This window comes from Bacillus sp. OTU530 (assembly GCF_038440375.1).
The window spans coordinates 1-21,343 of sequence record NZ_JASATP010000009.1 but is presented as its reverse complement, the minus strand read 5'-3'; the positions used below and the strand labels follow the sequence as shown (position 1 = coordinate 21,343).

Below are 21,343 nucleotides of genomic sequence, written 5' to 3'. Positions count from 1 at the left end.
ATCTAGAATCCTATAAAAAAAAGCCTTCCAGGTCACTTAGCTGGAGGACATTGCTTGTTTACATGATTTTCGAACACGGAAGTTCTATAAGTGCCTATTAAAACTCAATGTAAAAAGGGTGATATCTTTCGTCTAAACAGTATTCAATTCTTTGTTTAAAATTTTTCCACGTAACCATCTGTAGTGCTTTTTCAAGTGGGAAAAATCCAGATTCTAAGCTTTCTGGTGTGGTTATTAATTCTCCACCAATAGGTTTACCTAGAAATAATGTCTTACATTTAGACCTCTCTACATTTTGAAACACTCCACAAAACTTAGTAATCATGATATCTAGGCCACATTCTTCTTTTGTTTCTCTAATTGCTGCATCTTTTAATGATTCCCCTTCTTCAACTTGTCCACCTGGCATCTCCCACCCTCTGCGAGGCCCTTTAATTAACAAAATTTCCCCTTTCTCATTTAAAACGATAGCAGCTGCTGAAATACTATGTTTTGGTGAAGGCATATCTTGATCTCCCTTCCTTAGAACTAAATAGTTTATTTAATTTATTTTTTAAAGAGAATAGACTATGTATGATGAGTTTTTGTTTTATAGTTGACATAACAAACGAAAGCGGAAGTTAAAAGTTTTTCATTTCTTACTCAACATTTCACAAATTGGATATTTTTTTCTGCTATATCACAAACTAGTTCAAAAAAGGGGGAACCAATATGAATTCAGATTTATATTTGATACTCTTATTATGGATAATATTACCTTTTGTTCTTTGGAAAATCATCCCTCGAAATCGACTTAGAGAAGCAATTGCTACCCTGTTATTTTTTCAGATGTTAACGTGGTTGTTAAGTATTTTCCTTATTTATTTTGGCTTATACGAACCTCCATTTAGGATTTTCGGAAATGCGACTAAAATTAATTGGACTATGGAATATTTAGTTTTCCCTTTTTTTGCTGTTCTATTCCAACTTAGATTTCCAAAAGAAGCACACTTTATCAAACGTTTGTTACATTACTTGTTTTGGGTGGGCTGCATTTTATCAGCTATGCTCTTGTTAGGGACAATCAGTAACATTGTAAATAGTAATATTGAAAGCCTTATACGGAGCTTTTTTAATTTTATTATCGAATTATGGTTATGCCGTAAATATATTTTGTGGTTTATGAACTCTCCCGACTATGAAAGGTTTGAAACAATTGAAGGTTGACCAATTGATTTTATATATTCTATATGCGTCTACTTTGATTTCTTTAGCATTTATACCAAAAGAAAAATTAAGGAATGCCAGCATAATCTTCTTATTTCAACAAGCTATTACATGGTTTTTAGGGATTGTTGCAGTTGGTTTGAAATTATTAGAATATCCTGTTCGGGAACTAGCAGAAGTAAACGGCACCAGCTTTTTATATGAATTTTTTCAATACCCCGTCATTACAATCTTTTTTTGTATCTATTATCCAAAATCCAAGTCAAAGTTGAAAAAGTTTTTATATGTAAGTTTGTTTTCTACTGGATTAACCGTACCTGAAATATGTATTGAAAAATATACAAATCTTATTACGTATGTTAATTGGGAATGGTATTATACATGGCTTTCCGTTTATGCAACATTATTTTTAGCTTGGATATTTTATAAATGGTTCTTTAAGTTAGATTTAAATAAGGACTAACATGCTATTACCACTATCCTGTAACGTTTGATGAACAAGGAACAATGTATATCGTATACATGAGAAGTTAACATAATCCCACATTATTCGGAAGTGGATTCCCTGGGGCACCCGCGCCAACACCGGGTTTCTCTCATTCTCGGACCATAAAACTGTTTTTGTGCTGGATATCATTATAATAAAAGTATAAAAAAACAAATTATAATAATTGTGTTTTATTTGTTGCCATTATTTTAAAATGGGGTTTTACTAAGAAAGAAGGATCTTCTTACCGGTATACCGATAAAATAAAAAAGGAGCCTACGCTCCTTTCTCGAAGTTGTTCAACCAACTGCAGCAGCTGATGTTCCATGACCAAAAATGAAATGGTGCTATAGTGTTAAATCAACGTTTTTGATTAAATTTTTGTGAAGTAATGCCCTTAAAGTAAACGAGGACTTATCTACAATAAGAAGGAGTGCTTTTTTACTAAAGCTACATAGAAGCTATTTTGTGATTGCATTAAGTGTGCGAACATTAAAAATTAGAAGTAATTAGTAATGTTGAAGCAGTTGATATTATAAAAAAACCTAAATCACATATGATTCATACGATTTAAGAAGATAACGTTCTATAAACTCAGCTAGTCCATCATTTTCGTGGTGTCCTGTAACAAAATTAGCCGCTGCTTTAACCTTTTCGCTAGCATTCCCCATTGCCACACCAATACCGACATGGCGAAGCATCTCTATATCATTGGGTCCGTCTCCAATGGCTACGACTTCATTTGGACTAATTCGAAATTCGGTAAGTAGGCTTTTTATACCAGACCATTTGGACACATTTGGAGCAACCATCTCAAACCCGTCATTCCAATCGATGACTTCTGCTTCCTTTTCAAACAAAGCAGATAATTCAGGACGTGGTGCACCTGTTCGAACACTATATTTAAGAACATCTTGATAATTTGCCTGTCTTAAATCTCCAATATACCGTGGCGGAACTTGTCCCACTTTTGTCCAATAATCGATTTCTTCATTTGTTTCCTTACAATAAAGCCCGTTTGCTGTATGAATAATAACATTACAAGAACTTTCAGCGGTCAGATGGTGAAATCGTTCTTCGTTCAATCGGACGGTTTTCATTTGCATAACTCTTCCTGTCTCTGCATCGTGAATAGCGGCACCATTCAAACAGATCATCGGAGTTTGTAATCCAATTTCTTTATGGTAGGGAGCGGTTACTTCATAGTGTCGACCAGTGGCTAGAAAAACTTTGACTCCCTGATTAATGAGCCTATAAATGGCTTCCATATTTCGGCGGGAAATGTAGTTTGAGGCTTTTAGTAATGTACCATCCATATCAATAAATATTGCACGCACATTCATTTTTACTGCCTCCTCATTCGTTGTTAAATCAATCCTATCATCTGAATATTAAATCACCGTAAACTCAGTGTATAGATTGAATGAAGTTTATCGGGAAGCAAAAGACAGTTCTCTGCAAGATAAAAATGTTATGCCATTAACTGGTTTTTGTGATAGCTATTTCTGAAACATATATTCTTATTCCTTTACTGCTTGCTGTTTGTTATTTACATAGTCTATAAAATCTCTTGCTTGTTGAAATTCCCCTTGCAGCTCTTTAGGGAGTCTCCCCACTTCAACAGGTAATGGTTTATTCCTGTCAAATTGATTTAGGGATTGGTATACCTCGATATAAATATCCTGAACCAAATCATCTACATCTGTCCGTTCTTCTATGAGAAAATGGACAGTTTTATAAACATCTTGAATTGTTCTTTCATACAGCTCACCATATGCCTCTTTCTTACCTGATAAAGTGAGCTGAATGAGCTGGTCATATTCATTTTGGTTCTTCACCAATGATCCCTCCTTGTGCTTTATACTATATATTGGTTAGAAAGGAAAATATCGTTCGATTTTTTGTTAGAAGTCCCAATAACAAAATATGAAGCATTAAAATAGTTGTTGGAAGAGAGGTCCTTACTGTTCTTATGCCAAGAAAGGAAAAACCAGCTCCTATTCTAGAGCTGGTTAACATAAAATCAAAAAGCGGAAGTTACATTATAACTCAATATTCATTTATTTATGATTTTCCTATCATCCGCATTAGGGGGTTGCTCCATCCAATTTTTTTTAATAATTAATTTACCGAAACTACCGTAAACCAGTAAATCATCTAAAATTGCTTTTTCACATTGTAGTGCAATATCTGCTCTCATACTAGCAATCGCAGCAGAACCGTAATAAGATATTGCGGCAGCAAATAAAAAGCCTGAATGAAACAACATAAGTTTATCAGAAAAGGGTGCAACATTTGAGTTCGTTATTTCTGATTCAAACGTATGAGGTAAATGAAGGTCTTCTTTAAGTAATAATGTTGTAAATGTCCCAATATGTTTATTCGCTACATTAATACATTTTTCTAAAAACTTATTTACTCCTTTATCTGTACATACTTGTTTAAAGGCAATAAGACACCCTTTGGTGAGCAAACTTTTTTTCAAATTAAAATATACATTACCACATTCAATAGCATTCATGGTTCTATGGTTACCAAACACATCAGTCACATAATCAAGAGTGTTGATGAAATGAATTTTGTCTGGTGTTGAATAGAGTGGTGGTTTATCGAAAAGTTTTTTTGCCATGAGAATCTCAATTGATTGGTTATATAAGTTCATACTGTCAATATTACATTGGTAATAAAAATCTCTAATGTCTTGACGAATCGAAACAGTCAATGCCAAGCTGTAAGCCTGTCCTCCATGCATAGTCATAATGTGAATATAATTTAAGCAAAAAAGATCAGTAAATAAAGGGGGCGCATCCAAATTAACATCTTCTTCACTAAACCCTTTAGGTACTGGAAAGTTTTCTTGATGAAACCACTCCTTCAATTTGTTTATATGCTTTTCAGAAAGCTCATGAGCAGTTTGAAAAATTTTATGTATCTCAGGATCTTGAACGATCTTTAACATGTACTTGCTCATGCAGATCCCCATAGTCTCACGTATATAATGAGTCCATAAATTCGCAATTTCTGATGAGGTTAATCTATCGTTGTTTTGATTCATTTTTTCACCTTAGGATGTCGTAATTTAAGTTTATTGTCATCCGTTTTCCAAATATTATGTATGAACGCAATTAAGCTAAAAAAGGCTTAGCTTGTTTATATCATTTTCTAAAGAGGAAATCCAAAATTGATAAGTTTTAGACATGCGAACGATTCGTCTGGAGCTTCTCTGTCGGCAAAATAAAGAAAACTCGCCGACTGGCGAGCCCTGCTCTTGGGCGAAGACAGAGGCGTAGTTGCACTTATACTGTATTCCTAAAATTTCCGACTACGTCGAATTCACTTCTAGCTGGCAATTTATACTTTCCTACAGTGTAAAAAAGCCTTTCTAAGTAGAAAGACCTTTCAGGGCTACTTGTTGATATAAGATTCAAGTCTCAGAAGTATGAGGTTAACGAAATAATTGCTTTAAAAAATCATCAAAGGAATCTGCTATCTTGAAATACTCCCATTCAGTGGTATTGTGGGTTGAAGCTAAAAAGTTTTCGGATATATATATTACTGGTGGGTTATCTTTTCGATTTCGATAACCGAACACCACCCAGAAATGACAATCAGTCCACAGTACAATAAACTCTTTTGGAAGACTTGTAGCCTCTAATAACTCTTTTAATGATAGTATGCTCAAATCGTTTTCCTCAAAATGAATAGGCTCAATGCTAGGAAGTTCTTGTTTTTCTGTACCTAACTCAGCTATCAAAAAATAAGGAAAGTTTAGTTCCCCACCTCTTCGGATTAGCTTGATAGCTGCATCCTTTTGCCAAAGGCTTTCGCCTGCTCGACCATAACCAAACCATTTTTCATAATCTGTCTCTTGCAGCATATTTTTCAATTGGAGTAGTAGTGGCTCATATGAAGCATTATCTGGTAGTGTCGCTCCCATTTCAATTAAATGCTTCGGCTTTGTATCTTCAAGTAAATACGCATTCGATAACGCATCATACGATACAAATGTGCCACTCCCCACAGATGCACTTAACAATCCCTTTAACTCACACACTTTAAACGCTTTTGAAATAGTACTCAAATTTAAATCTAAATAATCGGCCAGTTCTCGCTGTGGGGGAAGTTTTGTTCCAGGTAATAAAACTCCGTTTAAAATATCCTGTTCCAATTGCCCTGCAATTGCTTGATAAATTGGCTTTTTAGTTTTATCAATTGACGGCTTCCAGCTCATCGGATAGTTTTCAAAAGAATTAATCGGCATAATACGCATCCTTTTTCATACAATTTTATGATTGTGTCATTTCTAAAACAATTATAATTTTCTTTATTCCGCTGACCTTTGCTCTCTATCTCACTACCGCATTTATAATAGTAAGTTCCACAAAAAAAGCATTGATCCTTACTGCCGAATCAATGCCTTCACTTATTGAAATTAACTTTACTCTTACTTTTTTTAGTTAACATATAACTTTGTCTTATCATTTCGTAAATTTCTTCCTCTGGAACAGTACCGTCAAGAATGATTGAATTCCAATGGTCCTTATTAAGATGAAATGCTGGAACTACCGAAGTATAAATCTGACGCCAGTAATCTAGAAAACCGGGTTCACACTTCACATTGATCCAAATACGGTCATCTTTTTCAAAGATCCACGCAAACACTTTTTTGCTTTCTATGTGTCGCATTAATGTCCAATTCTTATCACGAAATGGATAATCTTCATATGTGTTACCCATTCTTAAACAGTAACTGATAGCTTCCTCTCTCTTTTTCATTATTTACCTCTTCTCTAACATAAATGAATAAAGCTGCATCCTAAATTATAATCCTTGAACTCTTTATTGCACTGATCCGATTCATTTAGGTACATTCCTTCACAATCTCCAGCTATTTTAACATTAAATTACTTTCAGGAGGCGATTGAAACATGAAAAACATTTGGATATTGAGTCTGGTTAGCTTTTTTACAGATATGGGAACCTATATGGTAACTCCTTTAATCCCAATTCTCCTTTCCTCATCAGGGCCTTTTATTATTGGGATGATTGATGGATTATCAGAGAGCCTAGCAAGTGTTTTGAAATTTTTCTCTGGTCGGCGTTCAGATTTTCTGAAAAATAGAAAAGGCCTTGCTGTAGTTGGGTATGGTTTATCCGGTTTAGGAAGAATATTCTTAATTATTTCAAGCTCTTGGGTCAGTGTTTTCATATGGAAACTGATCGATCGTACTGGAAAAGGCATTCGAACAGCTCCAAGAGATGCACTTATATCTGAAGCTGGAGGAACAAAAAAGCAAGGAAGGGCTTTTGGATTCCATCAAATGATGGATATGTTAGGTGCTTCTATCGGAATTGGAGCTGCTTATTTTATATTACAAGTCAATGCAAATCAGAACTTTAATGATGTTTTCCTTTATTCCTTAATTCCTGTAATTATTGGTTGGGTACTGCTATGGGGTATCAAGGAAAGAAAACACGAACCGGTAGTAAAGGAAATTCCAACCACCACAATTCCTAAACTTGACTGGAAACTTTTAAATCCGAATGTAAAAAAATTAATGTTTATTGTATTTCTCTTCACCATTGTTAATTCATCAAATTCGTTTCTTTTACTAAGAGCAGCAGATTTAGGGGTTTCTACTAATCATGTCCTATTATTATATCTACTCTTTCATCTTATCGCGTCTTCTTTTTCATATATTTCTGGAGTATTGTCAGACCGATTCGGTCGAAGAGGTCTACTAACTGTAGGTTATGCGTTATATGGATTTGTATATATTGGCTTTGCAGAAGCAAATACAACGATTGGCCTCATTATTCTCTTTGCGTTTTATGGGCTGTATTCAGCTTTTACTAAAGGGGTTGAGAAGGCGTTAGTTGCTGATTTAGCAAATCCAGAAAATAAAGGAACTGCACTTGGTTTTTATGCTATGATTACGGGTATTGGTCTATTTCCGGCCTCTTTGCTTACAGGTTGGTTATGGCAGATATTTGGTGCTGAAGTTTCATTCATTATAAATGGAGTCATCGCTATCATTGCATCTATTTTGTTATTTAGAACGCTCTCTTTTAACGTAAGAAAAGCAACATAGAACATAAATAATGGAGTAGCATGTTTACATATACGAGGCTATCCTTGTATGCCGTAATACATAAAACGTTTCACGTTTATGGATAGTATAATCTTAATAAGACTAACTAATAAGCTGAATAAAGATAACCGAATAGTGTACGAGGGTAAAAAGGATATTCTAAAAAAGCCGATTTTCTTACTCTAAGAAAAAATCGGCTCTTACTTTGCTAAGTTGATTGCAATGGACGAAGAAATTCCAATGTTATCATATCGTTTACATTAAATCGATATTCTCCAAGAAAGTTTATATGCTCTCATCCCAGTGGTGAAATATGTTTTAGCAATTCCTCATTGAAATTATATTTACTCTTTATATGATTTTTATTCTTTTGGTTTAGGGGATCCCTTCCAACCAAGTTACATAAAGTCTTGATAGGCATGAAGGCGGGACCCCAATTAAAGTTTTTTAAACCTAATTGGACTTACCATTAGGAGAGCGAGGATTAAGGTAATCCATGCATTGCTATATGAAAAAAACCCCATACCAGCCAATGGTAATCCAGCAGCTGGAATAGGTAATCCCTTAAAATATCCAATGGTTGGTTTAACACTAAATTTAGCTAATCTTAAAGCCCCCATCGTTGGGAAAAGGATAAATGCCAAAGAAGTAAAAATAGATGGTGCTGCTATCGAATGAAATAGAAGTGCAGGAGCAACTCCGAAACTAACAATATCTGCTAAGGAATCCAATTCTACGCCAAACTCACTGTTCACTTTTAATTTTCTCGCAATCCTTCCGTCCAGAAGATCTAAAACAGCCGAAAAGAAAATAAAAATGGATGACAACTCTAAAAGCCCACTCATATTCAAGGTAATTGAAAAAACGCCGCATAATAAATTTCCGATCGTAAATAAATTGGGTACAGCTTTTACTATCTGATTGAACAAGGTTGCCCCCCCTAAGTTGATCAAACTTCCCATTTATGTAGCATTTTCTATATATTCTTCCGTTATTCTTAAAATACATAATATAGAATGAAAAAATTTTGTTCTCCCTGCACAAATTTCGACAAGAAAAAAATAGGGCAGCGATTACAGCAATCGCACTACTCGTACCGAAAGCAACCATAGATCCAAATGTCTGCCATAGATACCAGTCATGATACTCAAAAAATCCATAATATTGGAACCTTGCCGCTCGATTGTTTTATACTAGGAAGCGGGTATAAACAATTCCACTTCTGTTCCTTTGCCTTCTTCACTTCGTATCTTAATTTCTCCCTTATGTTGTTTCATAATATTTTTTGCGATAGCCAGTCCCAATCCCGTCCCTCCTGTTTCTCGACTTCTTGCTTTATCTACTCGGTAAAATCGTTCAAAAATATGTTGTATTTCCTTATTAGGTATACCAATACCATAATCTTTTACTCGTATCACAACATCGTCTTCATTCTGTTCCAAAAACATTTCAATTTTGTCAGAACTATATTTAATGGCATTATCGAGCAATATGATGATGACTTGTTTTATCTTTAGCTCATCTGCCTTAACAATAATAGGATCTTGACTGTAATGAAATATAAATTCTCTTTTATACACATTTCTAAATTGTTGTAGAATGCTTTGGCATAATGATATCAAATCCAATGATTTTATTTCTAAAACCATTTCTTTTTCTGACGCGGCTAAATCCAGTAATGCTTCTGCCATTCTTTGCATTCGAGTTGCTTCTGCATGAATTGCCTCAATTGCTTCTACTGTTATTTCTTCGTTTTGTATGCCGCGTCTTCTTAGTAAGTTGGCATAACTCCTAATGACTGTAAGCGGAGTTTTTAGTTCGTGAGAGGCATCCGAAATAAACTGTTTTTGTTTTTCTGAATTTTCCTGTAGCCTCTTAATCATGAGATTGAATGTTGTAGCTAGCTTTTCAAGTTCATCTCTTGTTCGATTATGAATCATGATTGTTTTTGGAACGCCACTGCGTTCAATATCTTCCATGGTTTGAATCATATTCGCGATAGGCCGCATAATAATATTTGATAACCATCTTCCCCCCAGCAACGACAATGCTAGTAGGCAGATGAAAAACCATTCTTTAAGAACAACTAAACGTTTAGCTTAAAAATAGGCATGACAAAGAAACGTCTAAATTGGACGTTTTTTTTGCTTATGCAACTTGTTTTGTACTCTTAGTTCGTTCGTACACAACTCCCAGAATATCAAAAACCGTTTTCTTCTCGTACCTGTGAGACTTCCGTCCATTCTTTTCTAAAAGGGTGTAAAGACGCAAAAATGCCTTCGTGAGATGCTCGGTATTTTGTAGTATGGCTTTGTGTAAGAGGGGCAGATAGTCCTTTATCATATACATTGCCTTATACTCGCTAAGCTCTTTTTTCTTTTTCCGCAAAAGTAACTCCCTCATTTGAAACATGGTGGACGAACAGATAAGGATACGGATAAGTTGACCATAGATATGACACTCTAACCTCTCTAGTTTTATTTTCTTGCATACATGGATAGAGAAGAGGGACTTCCATGTTTTAAACAAAATCTCAATCTGCCAGCGGAGGGAGTAGAAATCATGAATCCGGCTTGCTTCCACATATTCCGCAGGAATATTAGTGCAGTACAGATTCATGGCACTCAAGCGCTTGCTTCTTTCCTTGTAGGTGATACCTTTTTTCTTCTCTTTCTTTGCCATATCCTCTTCTCGATTTCGTAGCTGTTCTGTCAGCCGGTAAACGATGACCCTGACCGGCAACTTTTCATACATACCCACATATACGTCCGACAATTCCTTTGTTTCGCCGGGCTGTAATGTATCAAGGAGCTGTTCAAGATCTATTTGAATGTACTCCGAATGCTTCTTGATTGTACCATTCCGAAAAATTTCTGGATTGGGATTCTTGTAATAGACTCGTGTATTGAGTTTAAGCCTAGAAAGGAAGTAAGCTTCTTTTTCAGAAATTGTTCGGAAGTCCTCTAAGGAGAAGTAACCAAGATCACCAATACGAACGTCACCTTCTTCCAAGGAATCTATGCACTGGGAGCCGTACACTTGGTCATTTTCTTTACCTTCCCCTATATACAGATGAAGTACGTCTCCGGTTAATAAATCACACTCGAACTGAATTTTCACACCAGCAGTATGAGCACTGCCTCCAGCACCTCCATATTTATCTGCAAATATATCGGGTAACTGAAATACAGTGGAATCCAGTACACGAATACGACGAAAATGCTCTGTATGAACACCGGAAATGGCGGGTTGTGCCGCAATCTTCTTTTGAAGCAGTTCAGTGAGAATGTCATGCAGGAGTTGGACAGCGGCAGAATTGAATCGCTCATTCAGTCCTTGCGGACTGATGAGTATCTCTGTCGCAGCCTCTAATACACTGCATAGTTGGTTGAGAGACGCAGATGCAACCTCTTGACTGAGCCAGACACACAGTGACACAAGGTCTTGCCCACTGTATTTACTTGTCCGACGGACAAATCCTACATCTTTTGCGAGTCTATGAAGGATTTCAGGGGATAAATTACGGTATAATTCCTGGGCAAAGAGTTGCAGTTGTTCGCGTAATGAAGCCTCCATAAAAAACGCCATCCTTATCAATAATTTTTGAGTTTCTTTGCGAGAGGAAGGGAATCGCGTCTGCGTGGTTTTATTTTGTTTTCCAAGGGAGAGGCTGCAAGCATTTTAGAACCAACTCCCAACATTGAGTGGTACACCTCAGAGACCATTAGTGAGGCGTTAAAAGCAGGAGTGGGGTTACAGGTCATACTGTCAAATCTCCAGAAATGAAAGACTAAAATGAAATTGGAATGTATCTATATCGTGCAGTAGATTTTAAAGAGATCCGATACTGGTGATTCAAACATTAAAAGAATCGGTAATACATCATAATCCGTAATCTTGCAGGAATGTCCTACGTTTATTGTCTTTGCACCAGAACTATAAATAAAGACCCCGTTCAATAACGGAGTCTTTGCATGATTCACTTCAGAAGATATACTCTTGCTTCATAAGGTTTTAAACGGATAGAAGAGATATTATCTTCGTTTTTGTCTACTTCATAGTTGTTAATTAATAAATGTTTCGAATTATATTGAATATGACCAGGCAATTGGAACTCTGGAGTTTCACTGGAGAAATTTGTAATTACGAGCAATGTTTCATTGTCTAATACACGAATATAGGCATAAATTTGGTCATGATCTTCTAAAATGAGATTATAATCGCCGTATACAATAACCTCATGCTCTTTACGTAACTTGATAAGATTTCGATAATAACGGAAAATAGAATTTGAATCTTCTAGTGATTCCTTTGCATTGATCTCTTTATAATTTGGGTTCACTTTTAGCCAAGGCGTACCTGTTGTGAATCCAGCATTTTCGCTATCATCCCATTGCATGGGGGTTCTCGCGTTGTCACGTCCTTTAATGTAGATGCTTTCCATTACTTTATCGTGATCCTCTTCACCTTCAAGTACCCTTTCACGATATATATTATGAATCTCAAGATCATTATACTCACTAATGTCAAATTTAACATTGGTCATACCTATTTCTTCACCTTGATAAATATAAGGTGTTCCTTGCATCATATGAAGAAATGTTCCAAGCATTTTTGCAGATTCCACACGGTAAGACGTATCATTCCCAAAACGAGAAACCATTCTTGGCTGATCATGATTATTTAAGTAAAGGCTATTCCAACCTTTTCCTTCTAGGCCTTTTTGCCATTTAGTCATCACTTCTTTTAAATCCGAAAGTTTCCAAGGCTTTACATCCCATTTACCACTTGGTTCCGAGTCTATATCCATATGCTCAAATGTAAAAATCATATTTAACTCCGTACCTTCACTGTTAGCATATTGATTAGCATCTTCCGTTGTTGTTCCTGGGCATTCACCAACCGTCATCACATCATATTTTGATAGTACTTCACGGTTCATTTCCTGTAAAAATTCATGAACGCGCGGACCGTTTAAAAAATGTTCCCCTCGTGATTCATAGTCATGGATATCTTTCACATCAGGTAATTCTTCTACTTTTGAAATCATATTGATTACATCCAAACGGAAGCCGTCTACTCCTTTTTCAAGCCACCATGTCATCATGTCATACACTTCTCTACGAAGTCTTGGATTTTCCCAGTTTAAATCTGGTTGTTTTTTGCTGAATAAGTGCATAAAGTATTCGTCTGTCTCTGGATCATATCTCCAAGCTGATCCACTAAAGAATGATATCCAGTTGTTTGGTTCTTTTCCATCCTCACCCGGGCGCCAAATGTAGTAATCTCGGTAAGGGTTATCCTTTGATTTACGGGATTCGATGAACCATTTATGTTCATCTGATGAGTGATTGACAACAAGGTCCATCATAAGTTTCATCCCTCGTGAATGCAACCCTTCTAAAAGTTCATCTAAATCATTCATAGTACCGAACTCATCCATAATATCTTGATAATCACTAACATCATACCCGTTATCATCGTTTGGAGATTTATAAACAGGTGAAAGCCAAATAACATCTACGCCTAATTCTTTTAAGTAATCAAGTTTTGAAGTAATTCCGCGTAGATCGCCAATCCCATCACCATTACTATCCATAAAGCTACGAGGATAAATTTGATAGACAACACTTTCTTTCCACCATTTTTTCTCCATATCTATCTTCCCTTCTTACTTTCATATTTTCTAAAGCATTTCTGACAATTATTAATTAGTAAGAGTTAGATTCATTCCTCATTTCTCACAGCATTCCTATTTTAATTTCTATACCAAAATGATCGGATACAACTGATTTATTGATATTATTAAAGATTACATTTGAAGATTCAATCTGAACAGGATGGTTCGTCAAAATCAAATCAATTCGTAAATCTTGCTTGTTGTTACTCCAACCTGCAATTTTTCCTTTGACTGTAATCCCTTCATCTTTTTCCTCTGCTAGATGGTACGTATCATAAAGACCTTGGCTTAATAAGTACTCATAGCCCTCTCCTTCGAGAGAAGCACTGTTGTTAAAGTCGCCCAAAAGAAAGAACAACTCATCTTTATTTACATGCCCGAGAAGGGTGTCTGCTTGATACTTAAAAGGTTCCTCTTCATCCTGCCACCACCCCATATGACATGAGTAGAAGGAGATAGGTGTATTATTATAGTTAATTTTAGCCCCAACAATTTTTCGTGTTTTCCAATAGTTAGTATCCGTACCTTTGGAAACAAAGAATGAGTAATCTTCTACAATGGGGTGCTTTGTTAAAATAGCTAAACCCTCTTCGTAGACTTCGAATCCTATATGAGAGAGATCCCAAACAAACGAATACTCAGTGACACCAATTTTTTGAAGTTCTTGTAATAATACAAGTCCAAAATTATTTTTTTTAATGTTACTGTATACATGTTCTTCTTCCATCAATTGGCTTACCTCTTGCAATGCGATAACATCATATGAGTTTTCTTTAATCGTCCGAGCCAAGTATCTGATCTTCTCTATCTGATTCTCCTCTTGCCAGGAATGACAGTTTAACGTTAACAACTTCATTTGTACAATGCCTCCAAGTAACTTTGAATTAGGTGAAAAACCTTTCAGCGGTTTGAACATGTGATGTACCAATTAATGTCTTTATATCTTCCTTTGTGGGAATAGAGCTAATGGCCCCTTTTCCTGTAGTAGTCAACGCCCCGCTTGCGTTTGCAAACTGAAGAATTTCCTCATGTTTCGCTTGAAGGATAGATAGTAGGTTGCTTTGTGTCACTCCATTACGTAGTAATTGATATAAAAGACCGCCAATAAACGCATCGCCCGCTCCTGTTGTATCAACAACTTCCACTTTGTATCCTTGTGACATATACTGGTTTTGTTTCGTATATACAGCAGCCCCGTGTGCTCCCTTTGTAAATACAATCACTTCCACATCACCTTGGAACAACGATTGAATGGCTTCTTGTTCTTGTTCGATTCCTGTAATAAACGTTAACTCATCGTCAGAAATCTTAATGATGTGCGCTCTTAGAATAAATTCTAAAATCGTTTGTCGGCATGTTTCAGCATTTTCCCATAGTGGCAGGCGTACATTCGGGTCAAAGCTCACAATACCTCCCTTTTCTTTGATGTACTCGATTGCTTTGATATGTGCGTACTTCATAGGGCTTTCTACTAAATCCACAGAACAAAAATGAAGCAGATCGTCACTCGTAAACCACTCTTCTTTTATTTCATCTTTTGTTAATAGTAAATCTGCTGAAGGGTTTCGATAAAAGCTAAAATCGCGTTCCCCATCTTTTCTTAGAGATACAAATGCCAAGCCTGTATTTGCCTCGTCTGTACGATACACCATCTCTGTATTTACCCCAACATCCTTGAGTGTATCTATGAGAAATTCACCAAATGCATCTGTACCTAATTTCGTGATAAGGGATGCTCGTCCACCATATTTTGTAACAGTAGCAGCTACATTAGCTGGCGCTCCCCCTGGTACGCGTGTAAAAGATTCTACTTCCTTTAAATCCAGTCCTTTTTGGACTGGAACCATATCAATTAGTGCTTCGCCTATACAATATAATTTTCCCAATGGTATCACCCTACTTTTTCCGTTTCATCGTGCTAGCTCTTATATTGAGATAGCGTCAAAATTTTGATGTTTTACAACCTGGAATACATAAATCTTTTTGTGAAAATATTAAAATTAAATAATCTTAAATCTGCTTTAGGAAAAACAAATTGTTTTATCTAAGCTTTTTAATCCGTTTCATTATTTAAAATGCATTATTTTAAATTACACTTTAAAATTAACTCTTGTCTTGCCACTTCTGAAGTAGAGATTTGCTCCATATCACCTAATTTTTCCTGCGTATTTGTAATAATAATAGGGGTAACAATCTCTTTATTTTTACTCTCTAAAAATTGTATATCAAAGTTTGATAATACATCACCTGCTTTTACAGATTGCCCTTCTTTTACAAATACTTCAAATCCTTCACCTTTAAGTTCAACAGTCTCTAACCCTACGTGAATTAGAATCTCCAAACCTTTCACAGATTTAATCCCTATCGCATGTTTAGTGGGAAAAACCTGCACGATCTCACCATCAACTGGGGAAACAAGTTTCCCTTCTTTTGGTATGATTGCGATACCGTCTCCCATCATTTTTTGTGAAAAGACCGGATCAGGGACTTCTTCTAGTGGTATAATCTCTCCAGTAAGAGGAGAATATATTTCTTCTATTTGAGTTTTTGCTTTTTTTTGAAATAAATTTTTAAACATTACTATCAGCTCCTATTTTGGTTAGTGGAATGTATACTCAAGACTTTATAGCACGTTGATACTCAATATAGTGTCGGACCAACGTCTCTCCAATAATAAAGAAAGAAGAAAATGTATGAATGGGAACTCCATCACTTATCTGAATTTCTGAGCTATTTGCATATAAGTTATAAGGAGTCAAGGTTGCTAACTTATTACTTTTGAGATTTGTTATAGAAATAAATGGTACCCCTTTTGCGATTAATGATTGCACGGCAGGAAATATTACCGGTGTATCACCTGAAAAGGAGATAATAATTACAAGATCCTTATCTGTTAAACTTTGGAGTAATATTTCGAATTCTTTTGATGCTCTTATAACATATAAATGTCGTTGTAATATAAGAAACATTCTTTGTAACTCATCAGCACAGTTCAATTGTAAGCTACCTGTTCCGTAAACAAATATTCGCTCGGATCGGTCTATTAACTTACATATATCATGAAAATCTTTTGTTTTTGTATATTTTACCGTTTCCTGTATATCTGCATACAAATTTTCAACACTGTTTACTTCCCTATCCACATGTTCCTGATCCTGCCATTTTAAATACACACGGAATTCACTGTAGCCACTAAACCCCAATTTTTGTGCTAAACGCAGAACGGATGAACGGGAAACATTGCACTTATCCGCTAAATCATTGATTCCTAGCTGATAACATAAGCTTTTGTTATTGAGAATGTACTTTAAAATATGAAAGTCATTTTCATGCAGCTGATTATAATGTTTATTAATTAACTCTTCAATCTTCATTTTCCCCATCTCTTCCTAGTTCTTTTTAGTTTAGTTTAGTCTATCCATAAAACCTTTTTCAATGTACTAGGTAGAGGAAACAGAGCAAAAGGTACAAAAAATTTTAATTTCTCACTCCTTAATTAATCTAAACAGATTCCGAAACCTCCATCATAATTGTGCAGGCTGACATGACTTTCAACTTTAACATCTAATTACTTCTATCCTTATCATGAATAAATGTCTGTCTACTAGCTAAAGCGATTAATTCCATAATAAGCAAGGAACAATATTTATTTGCAGGACTCCAGACTAATTCGGATAGCAAAATAACGTTTACAACACAAGTTATATCATATAGAAAAAACAGCAACAATAATATGCAAGCATTATGGTATCAATCACACTCTTTGTTCTTTTTCACATCCCGTAAGAATTTTCTCATGATTTATACATTCACCAGAATGAATTTCTTGAATTATCCATTTAAGGGGCATAAATGTGACCACATATATATGAAATAGCAATCTAATGACTGTTCTTGCTCCTAGGTAAAAATCATCCTATAAAAGCTTGGAATATACAGAGGCTTGTACATTACAGAATATGATACCACTTTAAAGAAATCCAACTGCTTGTTAGACAAGCAGCATCTGTTGTTTTTTAGTTATGTGTATCCCATATCACCTAGAATAAATATATCTGACCACAATAATAATTCAGGTCCTCATATGGAAAGGAATTTTTTCTTAATCAAATACTAATCCTATAAAAAAAATATTCAGATATCGTCTGTCTGTATGCCTTTAGACACATTATTCTTATCCTTTATTTATGAAGACACTGGATTCCCGTTTACTGTGGCATCTAACAATTCACTTCTCCATGAATCATTCGTTTGCTTTATATGACAACGAAAGTGTTCATCTAATTGTAATCCACATTTGTGCGCTCAATACATCATCGTTTTATAAACGATTGATGGAACACAGCCTGACCTTTCACCCCGATTTCTAAAATTGAGTTTGTCTCGTAAATATCATTTCATTGCTAATATGATTATTTCAGGCTGATACTTCATGCATAAATAAGTGATGTGAAAATTCTCAGAAGATGAGAAAAGGAACAAAAACAGTGATTGAGCCCATAATGTCTGGACCTTATTGTTGCTCTTTTTTTAATATGCTATAAATATGCTGTAAACGTTAACAGTAAGTTGGGAGGTGAAAAACAACAATAATAAATCGCTTACAAGAATGGAACAACAATATGATCAGGAGGATTACAATGAAAGACAAGATTTTAAACAGCATGCAGATTTTTGCTAGAGCAGTAGTGGTTCCAGTCTTATACTTACCTGTTGTAGGTATAATTTTAGCACTTTCCGCTATCCTTACTAACCCAACTATTGTGGGAAATGGAGGTTTTGTACTCAATGTAGGTAAATACATTGGCAGTGGTCTTTGGCCTATTTTAATGAATTTAGGGATTGTGTTCTGTGTGGGAATAGCTATGGGGATGGCTAAAGAAAAGAAAGCAGAGGCTGCACTTATAGCATTATTTTCCTTTTTGGTTTTTTTAGGAGCTAACAACCAGTGGCTTGCCTTAACAGGAAAATTAATAAAATATAAAGTTGCTTCTGATTTAACCGGAACTGGACAAACAATCATTTTAGGCTTTCAAGTAGTTGATATGGGAGTTTTCCTAGGAATGATTCTTGGAGTAGTAGTAGCACTTGTTCATAACAAATTTTATAATAAGGAGTTTCCAGGGGCATTTGGGGCATATGGAAACACTAAACTAGTATTTATTGTATTAATTCCAATTTTATTAACCTTAGCAATCGTATTAAGTTATGTTTGGCCTGTTGTTGCAAGTGGTATTTCAGCATTGACAACTTTCATAAATAAGGCAGGAGCTATAGGTGTATTTTTATACGGATTCCTAAATAGATTTTTAATTCCAACTGGCTTGCATCACTTAGTTAATACACCATTCCTCTATTCTGATATTGGTGGGAAATTAACTATACATGGAAAAACATATTATGGAGCTACAAATATATTCTTAGCTCAGCTAACTGATCCATCTATAAAGATATTCGATCCATCGGCAAAATATTTACAGTATGGTATGGTTAAAATATTTGGTCTAGTAGGAGCTGCTTTAGCGTTCTATAAAACAGCTAAGCCAGAAAATAAAACTAAACTAAAAGCACTTTTAATACCAGCAGTAGCAACATCAGTTTTGGCTGGTATTACAGAACCTTTAGAATTTACATTCTTATTTGTATCACCATTATTATGGCTAGTTCATTCTGTAATGGATGGTTTGTTTGAAACTATTGCGGTACTACTTGGAGTGAGAACGTATGGAGCAGGTGGACTTATAGAATTTTTATCTTATAATCTACCCGCTGGAATTGCAAGAACCAGATGGCCTATATATATAGCTGTAGGACTCGTTCAAGTGGGAGTATATTTTGTTGTTTTTAAAGCTTTAATTGAAAAATTAAAACTTAAGACTCCTGGTAGAGAAGATAATGAAGTTAAATTATTCACTAAAAAAGATTATAAAGAAAAAATGTCCAACCGTTCAGGAGAAGCAGGAAAAGGTTTAGACTTAGCTGCTGAAATAGTTCAAGGACTTGGCGGTAAGGAAAATATAGAATCTGTTGATAATTGCTTTTCACGTTTAAGAGTAAAGGTTAAAGATGCTGTTATAGTTGATGAATCAACTTTAAAAGGCACAGGTGCAGCAGGAGTAATAAAGAACGGTGAGAATATTCAAGTTGTATACGGACCTAAGGTAAATGGAGTTAGGAACTCTGTTGATAGATATCTAGCTGGTTTAAATTAATGATTATATAAATGATTAGTAATACAATGCAGTTAAACCTAGAGTGTTTCGAATATTAATGAAAGCGTAATAAAATCTTAGTAACAAGTTAAATATTCAAAATTTAACTTATATGTATTCTAGATATACCTGTTCATAACCTCCTCTTCAGTAATCTTATATAGAGGAGGTTATGCTATATTCCATGATTAATAAAATCTTGTCTAGGAATATAAGAATACAAATTTTGTTTACTGCCCACAGCCCGAGACATTGGAAAAAGCAAATAATTATTGGTACAGGAGAGATGTTATTATGCTGCTTAAAGGAAATCTAACAGGTGTTCAACACTTGGGAATCCCTACAATTGATTTGAATAAAACAATTGAATGGTATGAAACAATTGTCGGCTTCAAAACAATTTATAAAACAGTTATTGATTATCACGGAAAAGTTAGTGTTACATTTATGGAGTTGGGAAATTTAGTTATTGAAGCTTATCAGCCTTCTGAAAAGGATTATGAAGAAATAAAATTTAGATCCAAGGGGCACATTGATCATTTAGCTATTGATACAGTAGATATTGAGTATTCACTGGAAGAATTTCTTTTAAAAGGGGCCCAATTAGATTCATCGACCATAAACGGTCCTGTTTTGTTAGAGAATTTTTTCTCTAAGGGCGTCAAATATCTAAATTTTGTTGGGCCTAATGGTGAAACGGTAGAGTTGAGTCAAAATTTAGCATCAGAAGATTGTATAAATAAAACCGTGTTAAAAGGATGGTCTCATCTTGGCATACCTGTTACTGACATTAACAAATCAAAAAGTTTTTATAAGGATTTAGGGTTTATTGAAGTGATGAATGCAGAGGTAAAAAGAGAAGAGGGAATTATCAAAGCTGCTTTTATGGATTTGAACGGTTTTCACATAGAGTTATATCAGCTGTTTGGAGAAGATCTGGAGGAAATAAAAACAAGGGCAGATGGACATATTGATCATATTGCATTAGATGTGCTTGATGTTGATCAAGCTTTTAATGAGTTGCGGGAAGCAAATTATACTATTGAAGAGACTGTTCCTAGTTTTATCGATTTTGGAGATTTTGAAGTAAGGTTTTTTCATGTTAAAGGACCCGATAATGAAAAAATAGAATTTAATCAAAAAACATTTAAATAATATACTTAAGTGAGTATTCTCGGTTCTGGTGCAAATATGATCTGTTAGGGACCCTGACGCATACCCATCAAGTTAAGAATTTAGAATTACCTCAAAACAAAGATTTTGTGCAAATTGCTCAATTTTCTCGTTTTGGGGTAATTTATTTCTGTTAGGTTGATGGGCATGGGGTATTACCAGCAAGACGTGGATTTACAACGTTAAGGATATTCCAGTACTAAAATCCCAATCTCTCAGTGATATAAATGAGAGATTGGGATTTAATTATTCAACAATTGCGCCATTTAATTGAATAACTAAAATATAGGCTTAGTCCTAAAATCGCTCATAACTTGTTGAACTAATACACCCTTTAATTTAAGTGCAATCATTCACAATCTTTACATCGAGCATACTGGCACTGGAAATAAAAAACGAATATCAAACACTATTTTTAGGTAGTATCTGATATTCGAATTATAGTTCAATTAGATATTAGATTATTTTCTTAAGGTTTTTAATGCACCACTCC

18 protein-coding genes and 2 pseudogenes are annotated in these 21,343 nt (G+C 35.1%); 5 read left to right on the top strand and 15 right to left on the bottom strand.

The genetic code is table 11. The features are described 5' to 3' along the window. Nucleotides 1–97: 97 nt before the first annotated feature. Entirely contained in the window at nt 98–505 is a 408-nt protein-coding gene (locus AAHB12_RS09015) for an NUDIX hydrolase (RefSeq protein ID WP_129730428.1), read from the bottom strand. A 206-nt stretch (nt 506–711) separates the two neighbouring features. Between AAHB12_RS09015 and AAHB12_RS09010 the strand changes: the two genes are divergently transcribed. Further along, nucleotides 712–1,206 (top strand): CBO0543 family protein, encoded by a 495-nt coding sequence (locus tag AAHB12_RS09010; protein WP_342045052.1) that lies wholly within the window; start codon nt 712–714, stop codon nt 1,204–1,206. Then, on the top strand, nt 1,196–1,669 hold the full coding sequence (locus AAHB12_RS09005) for a CBO0543 family protein (RefSeq protein ID WP_342045051.1): 474 nt from the start codon (nt 1,196–1,198) through the stop codon (nt 1,667–1,669). The genes AAHB12_RS09010 and AAHB12_RS09005 overlap by 11 nt, the downstream gene beginning before the upstream one ends. Before the next feature lie 569 nt (nt 1,670–2,238). On the opposite strand, the gene AAHB12_RS09000 is transcribed toward AAHB12_RS09005, so the two are convergent. The 6 genes and pseudogenes from AAHB12_RS09000 to AAHB12_RS08980 all read right to left on the bottom strand — a co-directional run bounded on the left by AAHB12_RS09000 (nt 2,239) and on the right by AAHB12_RS08980 (nt 6,469). After that, nucleotides 2,239–3,036 carry an HAD family hydrolase gene (locus AAHB12_RS09000; RefSeq protein ID WP_342045050.1) on the bottom strand — a complete coding sequence of 266 codons (798 nt, stop codon included), beginning with the start codon at nt 3,034–3,036 and terminating at the stop codon, nt 2,239–2,241. Between the two features lie 177 nt (nt 3,037–3,213). After that, on the bottom strand, nt 3,214–3,531 hold the full coding sequence (locus tag AAHB12_RS31720) for a sigma factor (protein WP_129730436.1): 318 nt from the start codon (nt 3,529–3,531) through the stop codon (nt 3,214–3,216). 218 nt (nt 3,532–3,749) lie between these two features. Then, nucleotides 3,750–4,748: a DUF3231 family protein gene (locus tag AAHB12_RS08990; protein ID WP_342045049.1), complete on the bottom strand. Its 999-nt coding sequence runs from the start codon at nt 4,746–4,748 to the stop codon at nt 3,750–3,752. Nucleotides 4,749–5,138: 390 nt separating this feature from the next. Then, a pseudogene (locus AAHB12_RS31715) lies at nt 5,139–5,408 on the bottom strand (SMI1/KNR4 family protein); the annotation flags it as partial. Nucleotides 5,409–5,429: 21 nt separating this feature from the next. Continuing rightward, a pseudogene (locus AAHB12_RS31710) lies at nt 5,430–5,954 on the bottom strand (GntR family transcriptional regulator); the annotation flags it as partial. Nucleotides 5,955–6,112: 158 nt separating this feature from the next. Beyond that, nucleotides 6,113–6,469, bottom strand: coding sequence for an MmcQ/YjbR family DNA-binding protein (locus tag AAHB12_RS08980; protein WP_342045047.1), 357 nt, complete (start codon nt 6,467–6,469; stop codon nt 6,113–6,115). A gap of 152 nt (nt 6,470–6,621) precedes the next feature. On the opposite strand from AAHB12_RS08980, the gene AAHB12_RS08975 reads away from it, so the two are divergent. Further along, nucleotides 6,622–7,785: an MFS transporter gene (locus AAHB12_RS08975; RefSeq protein ID WP_342045046.1), complete on the top strand. Its 1,164-nt coding sequence runs from the start codon at nt 6,622–6,624 to the stop codon at nt 7,783–7,785. 437 nt (nt 7,786–8,222) lie between these two features. Here the strand turns inward: AAHB12_RS08975 and pssA are convergent, their stop codons facing one another. The 8 genes from pssA to AAHB12_RS08935 all read right to left on the bottom strand — a co-directional run bounded on the left by pssA (nt 8,223) and on the right by AAHB12_RS08935 (nt 16,839). Continuing rightward, on the bottom strand, nt 8,223–8,714 hold the full coding sequence (gene pssA, locus AAHB12_RS08970) for a CDP-diacylglycerol--serine O-phosphatidyltransferase (RefSeq protein ID WP_342045045.1): 492 nt from the start codon (nt 8,712–8,714) through the stop codon (nt 8,223–8,225). A gap of 264 nt (nt 8,715–8,978) precedes the next feature. Further along, nucleotides 8,979–9,827: a sensor histidine kinase gene (locus AAHB12_RS08965; protein ID WP_342045044.1), complete on the bottom strand. Its 849-nt coding sequence runs from the start codon at nt 9,825–9,827 to the stop codon at nt 8,979–8,981. A gap of 106 nt (nt 9,828–9,933) precedes the next feature. Further along, the gene (locus tag AAHB12_RS08960) at nt 9,934–11,361 is read right to left on the bottom strand and encodes an IS4 family transposase (protein WP_342045043.1); all 1,428 of its coding nucleotides are present in this window, start codon (nt 11,359–11,361) and stop codon (nt 9,934–9,936) included. Nucleotides 11,362–11,764: 403 nt separating this feature from the next. Further along, entirely contained in the window at nt 11,765–13,441 is a 1,677-nt protein-coding gene (locus AAHB12_RS08955; protein WP_342045042.1) for a glycoside hydrolase family 13 protein, read from the bottom strand. 85 nt (nt 13,442–13,526) lie between these two features. After that, on the bottom strand, nt 13,527–14,321 hold the full coding sequence (locus AAHB12_RS08950; RefSeq protein ID WP_342045041.1) for an endonuclease/exonuclease/phosphatase family protein: 795 nt from the start codon (nt 14,319–14,321) through the stop codon (nt 13,527–13,529). Nucleotides 14,322–14,349: 28 nt separating this feature from the next. Further along, the gene (locus AAHB12_RS08945) at nt 14,350–15,351 is read right to left on the bottom strand and encodes a carbohydrate kinase family protein (RefSeq protein WP_342045040.1); all 1,002 of its coding nucleotides are present in this window, start codon (nt 15,349–15,351) and stop codon (nt 14,350–14,352) included. Nucleotides 15,352–15,545: 194 nt separating this feature from the next. Then, complete coding sequence (locus AAHB12_RS08940; protein ID WP_342045039.1) at nt 15,546–16,043, bottom strand: PTS sugar transporter subunit IIA; 498 nt, start codon at nt 16,041–16,043, stop codon at nt 15,546–15,548. 37 nt (nt 16,044–16,080) lie between these two features. Continuing rightward, nucleotides 16,081–16,839 carry a MurR/RpiR family transcriptional regulator gene (locus AAHB12_RS08935; RefSeq protein ID WP_342045038.1) on the bottom strand — a complete coding sequence of 253 codons (759 nt, stop codon included), beginning with the start codon at nt 16,837–16,839 and terminating at the stop codon, nt 16,081–16,083. 1,266 nt (nt 16,840–18,105) lie between these two features. Between AAHB12_RS08935 and AAHB12_RS08930 the strand changes: the two genes are divergently transcribed. Both AAHB12_RS08930 and AAHB12_RS08925 read left to right on the top strand, forming a co-directional pair. Beyond that, nucleotides 18,106–19,677: a PTS transporter subunit EIIC gene (locus AAHB12_RS08930; RefSeq protein WP_342045037.1), complete on the top strand. Its 1,572-nt coding sequence runs from the start codon at nt 18,106–18,108 to the stop codon at nt 19,675–19,677. A gap of 294 nt (nt 19,678–19,971) precedes the next feature. After that, nucleotides 19,972–20,832, top strand: coding sequence for a VOC family protein (locus AAHB12_RS08925; protein ID WP_342045036.1), 861 nt, complete (start codon nt 19,972–19,974; stop codon nt 20,830–20,832). Nucleotides 20,833–21,343: the final 511 nt, after the last annotated feature.

Bases quoted from the DNA above. Each gene is read 5' to 3' on its own strand.
- AAHB12_RS08990 (WP_342045049.1), bottom strand. From the start codon at position 4,748: ATGAATCAAAACAACGATAGATTAACCTCATCAGAAATTGCGAATTTA.
- AAHB12_RS08940 (WP_342045039.1), bottom strand. From the start codon at position 16,043: ATGTTTAAAAATTTATTTCAAAAAAAAGCAAAAACTCAAATAGAAGAA.
- AAHB12_RS08930 (WP_342045037.1), top strand. From the start codon at position 18,106: ATGAAAGACAAGATTTTAAACAGCATGCAGATTTTTGCTAGAGCAGTA.
- AAHB12_RS08925 (WP_342045036.1), top strand. From the start codon at position 19,972: ATGCTGCTTAAAGGAAATCTAACAGGTGTTCAACACTTGGGAATCCCT.
- AAHB12_RS08960 (WP_342045043.1), bottom strand. From the start codon at position 11,361: ATGGAGGCTTCATTACGCGAACAACTGCAACTCTTTGCCCAGGAATTA.
- AAHB12_RS09000 (WP_342045050.1), bottom strand. From the start codon at position 3,036: ATGAATGTGCGTGCAATATTTATTGATATGGATGGTACATTACTAAAA.
- AAHB12_RS08935 (WP_342045038.1), bottom strand. From the start codon at position 16,839: ATGAAGATTGAAGAGTTAATTAATAAACATTATAATCAGCTGCATGAA.
- AAHB12_RS08980 (WP_342045047.1), bottom strand. From the start codon at position 6,469: ATGAAAAAGAGAGAGGAAGCTATCAGTTACTGTTTAAGAATGGGTAAC.
- AAHB12_RS09010 (WP_342045052.1), top strand. From the start codon at position 712: ATGAATTCAGATTTATATTTGATACTCTTATTATGGATAATATTACCT.
- AAHB12_RS08950 (WP_342045041.1), bottom strand. From the start codon at position 14,321: ATGAAGTTGTTAACGTTAAACTGTCATTCCTGGCAAGAGGAGAATCAG.
- AAHB12_RS08975 (WP_342045046.1), top strand. From the start codon at position 6,622: ATGAAAAACATTTGGATATTGAGTCTGGTTAGCTTTTTTACAGATATG.
- AAHB12_RS09015 (WP_129730428.1), bottom strand. From the start codon at position 505: ATGCCTTCACCAAAACATAGTATTTCAGCAGCTGCTATCGTTTTAAAT.
- AAHB12_RS08955 (WP_342045042.1), bottom strand. From the start codon at position 13,441: ATGGAGAAAAAATGGTGGAAAGAAAGTGTTGTCTATCAAATTTATCCT.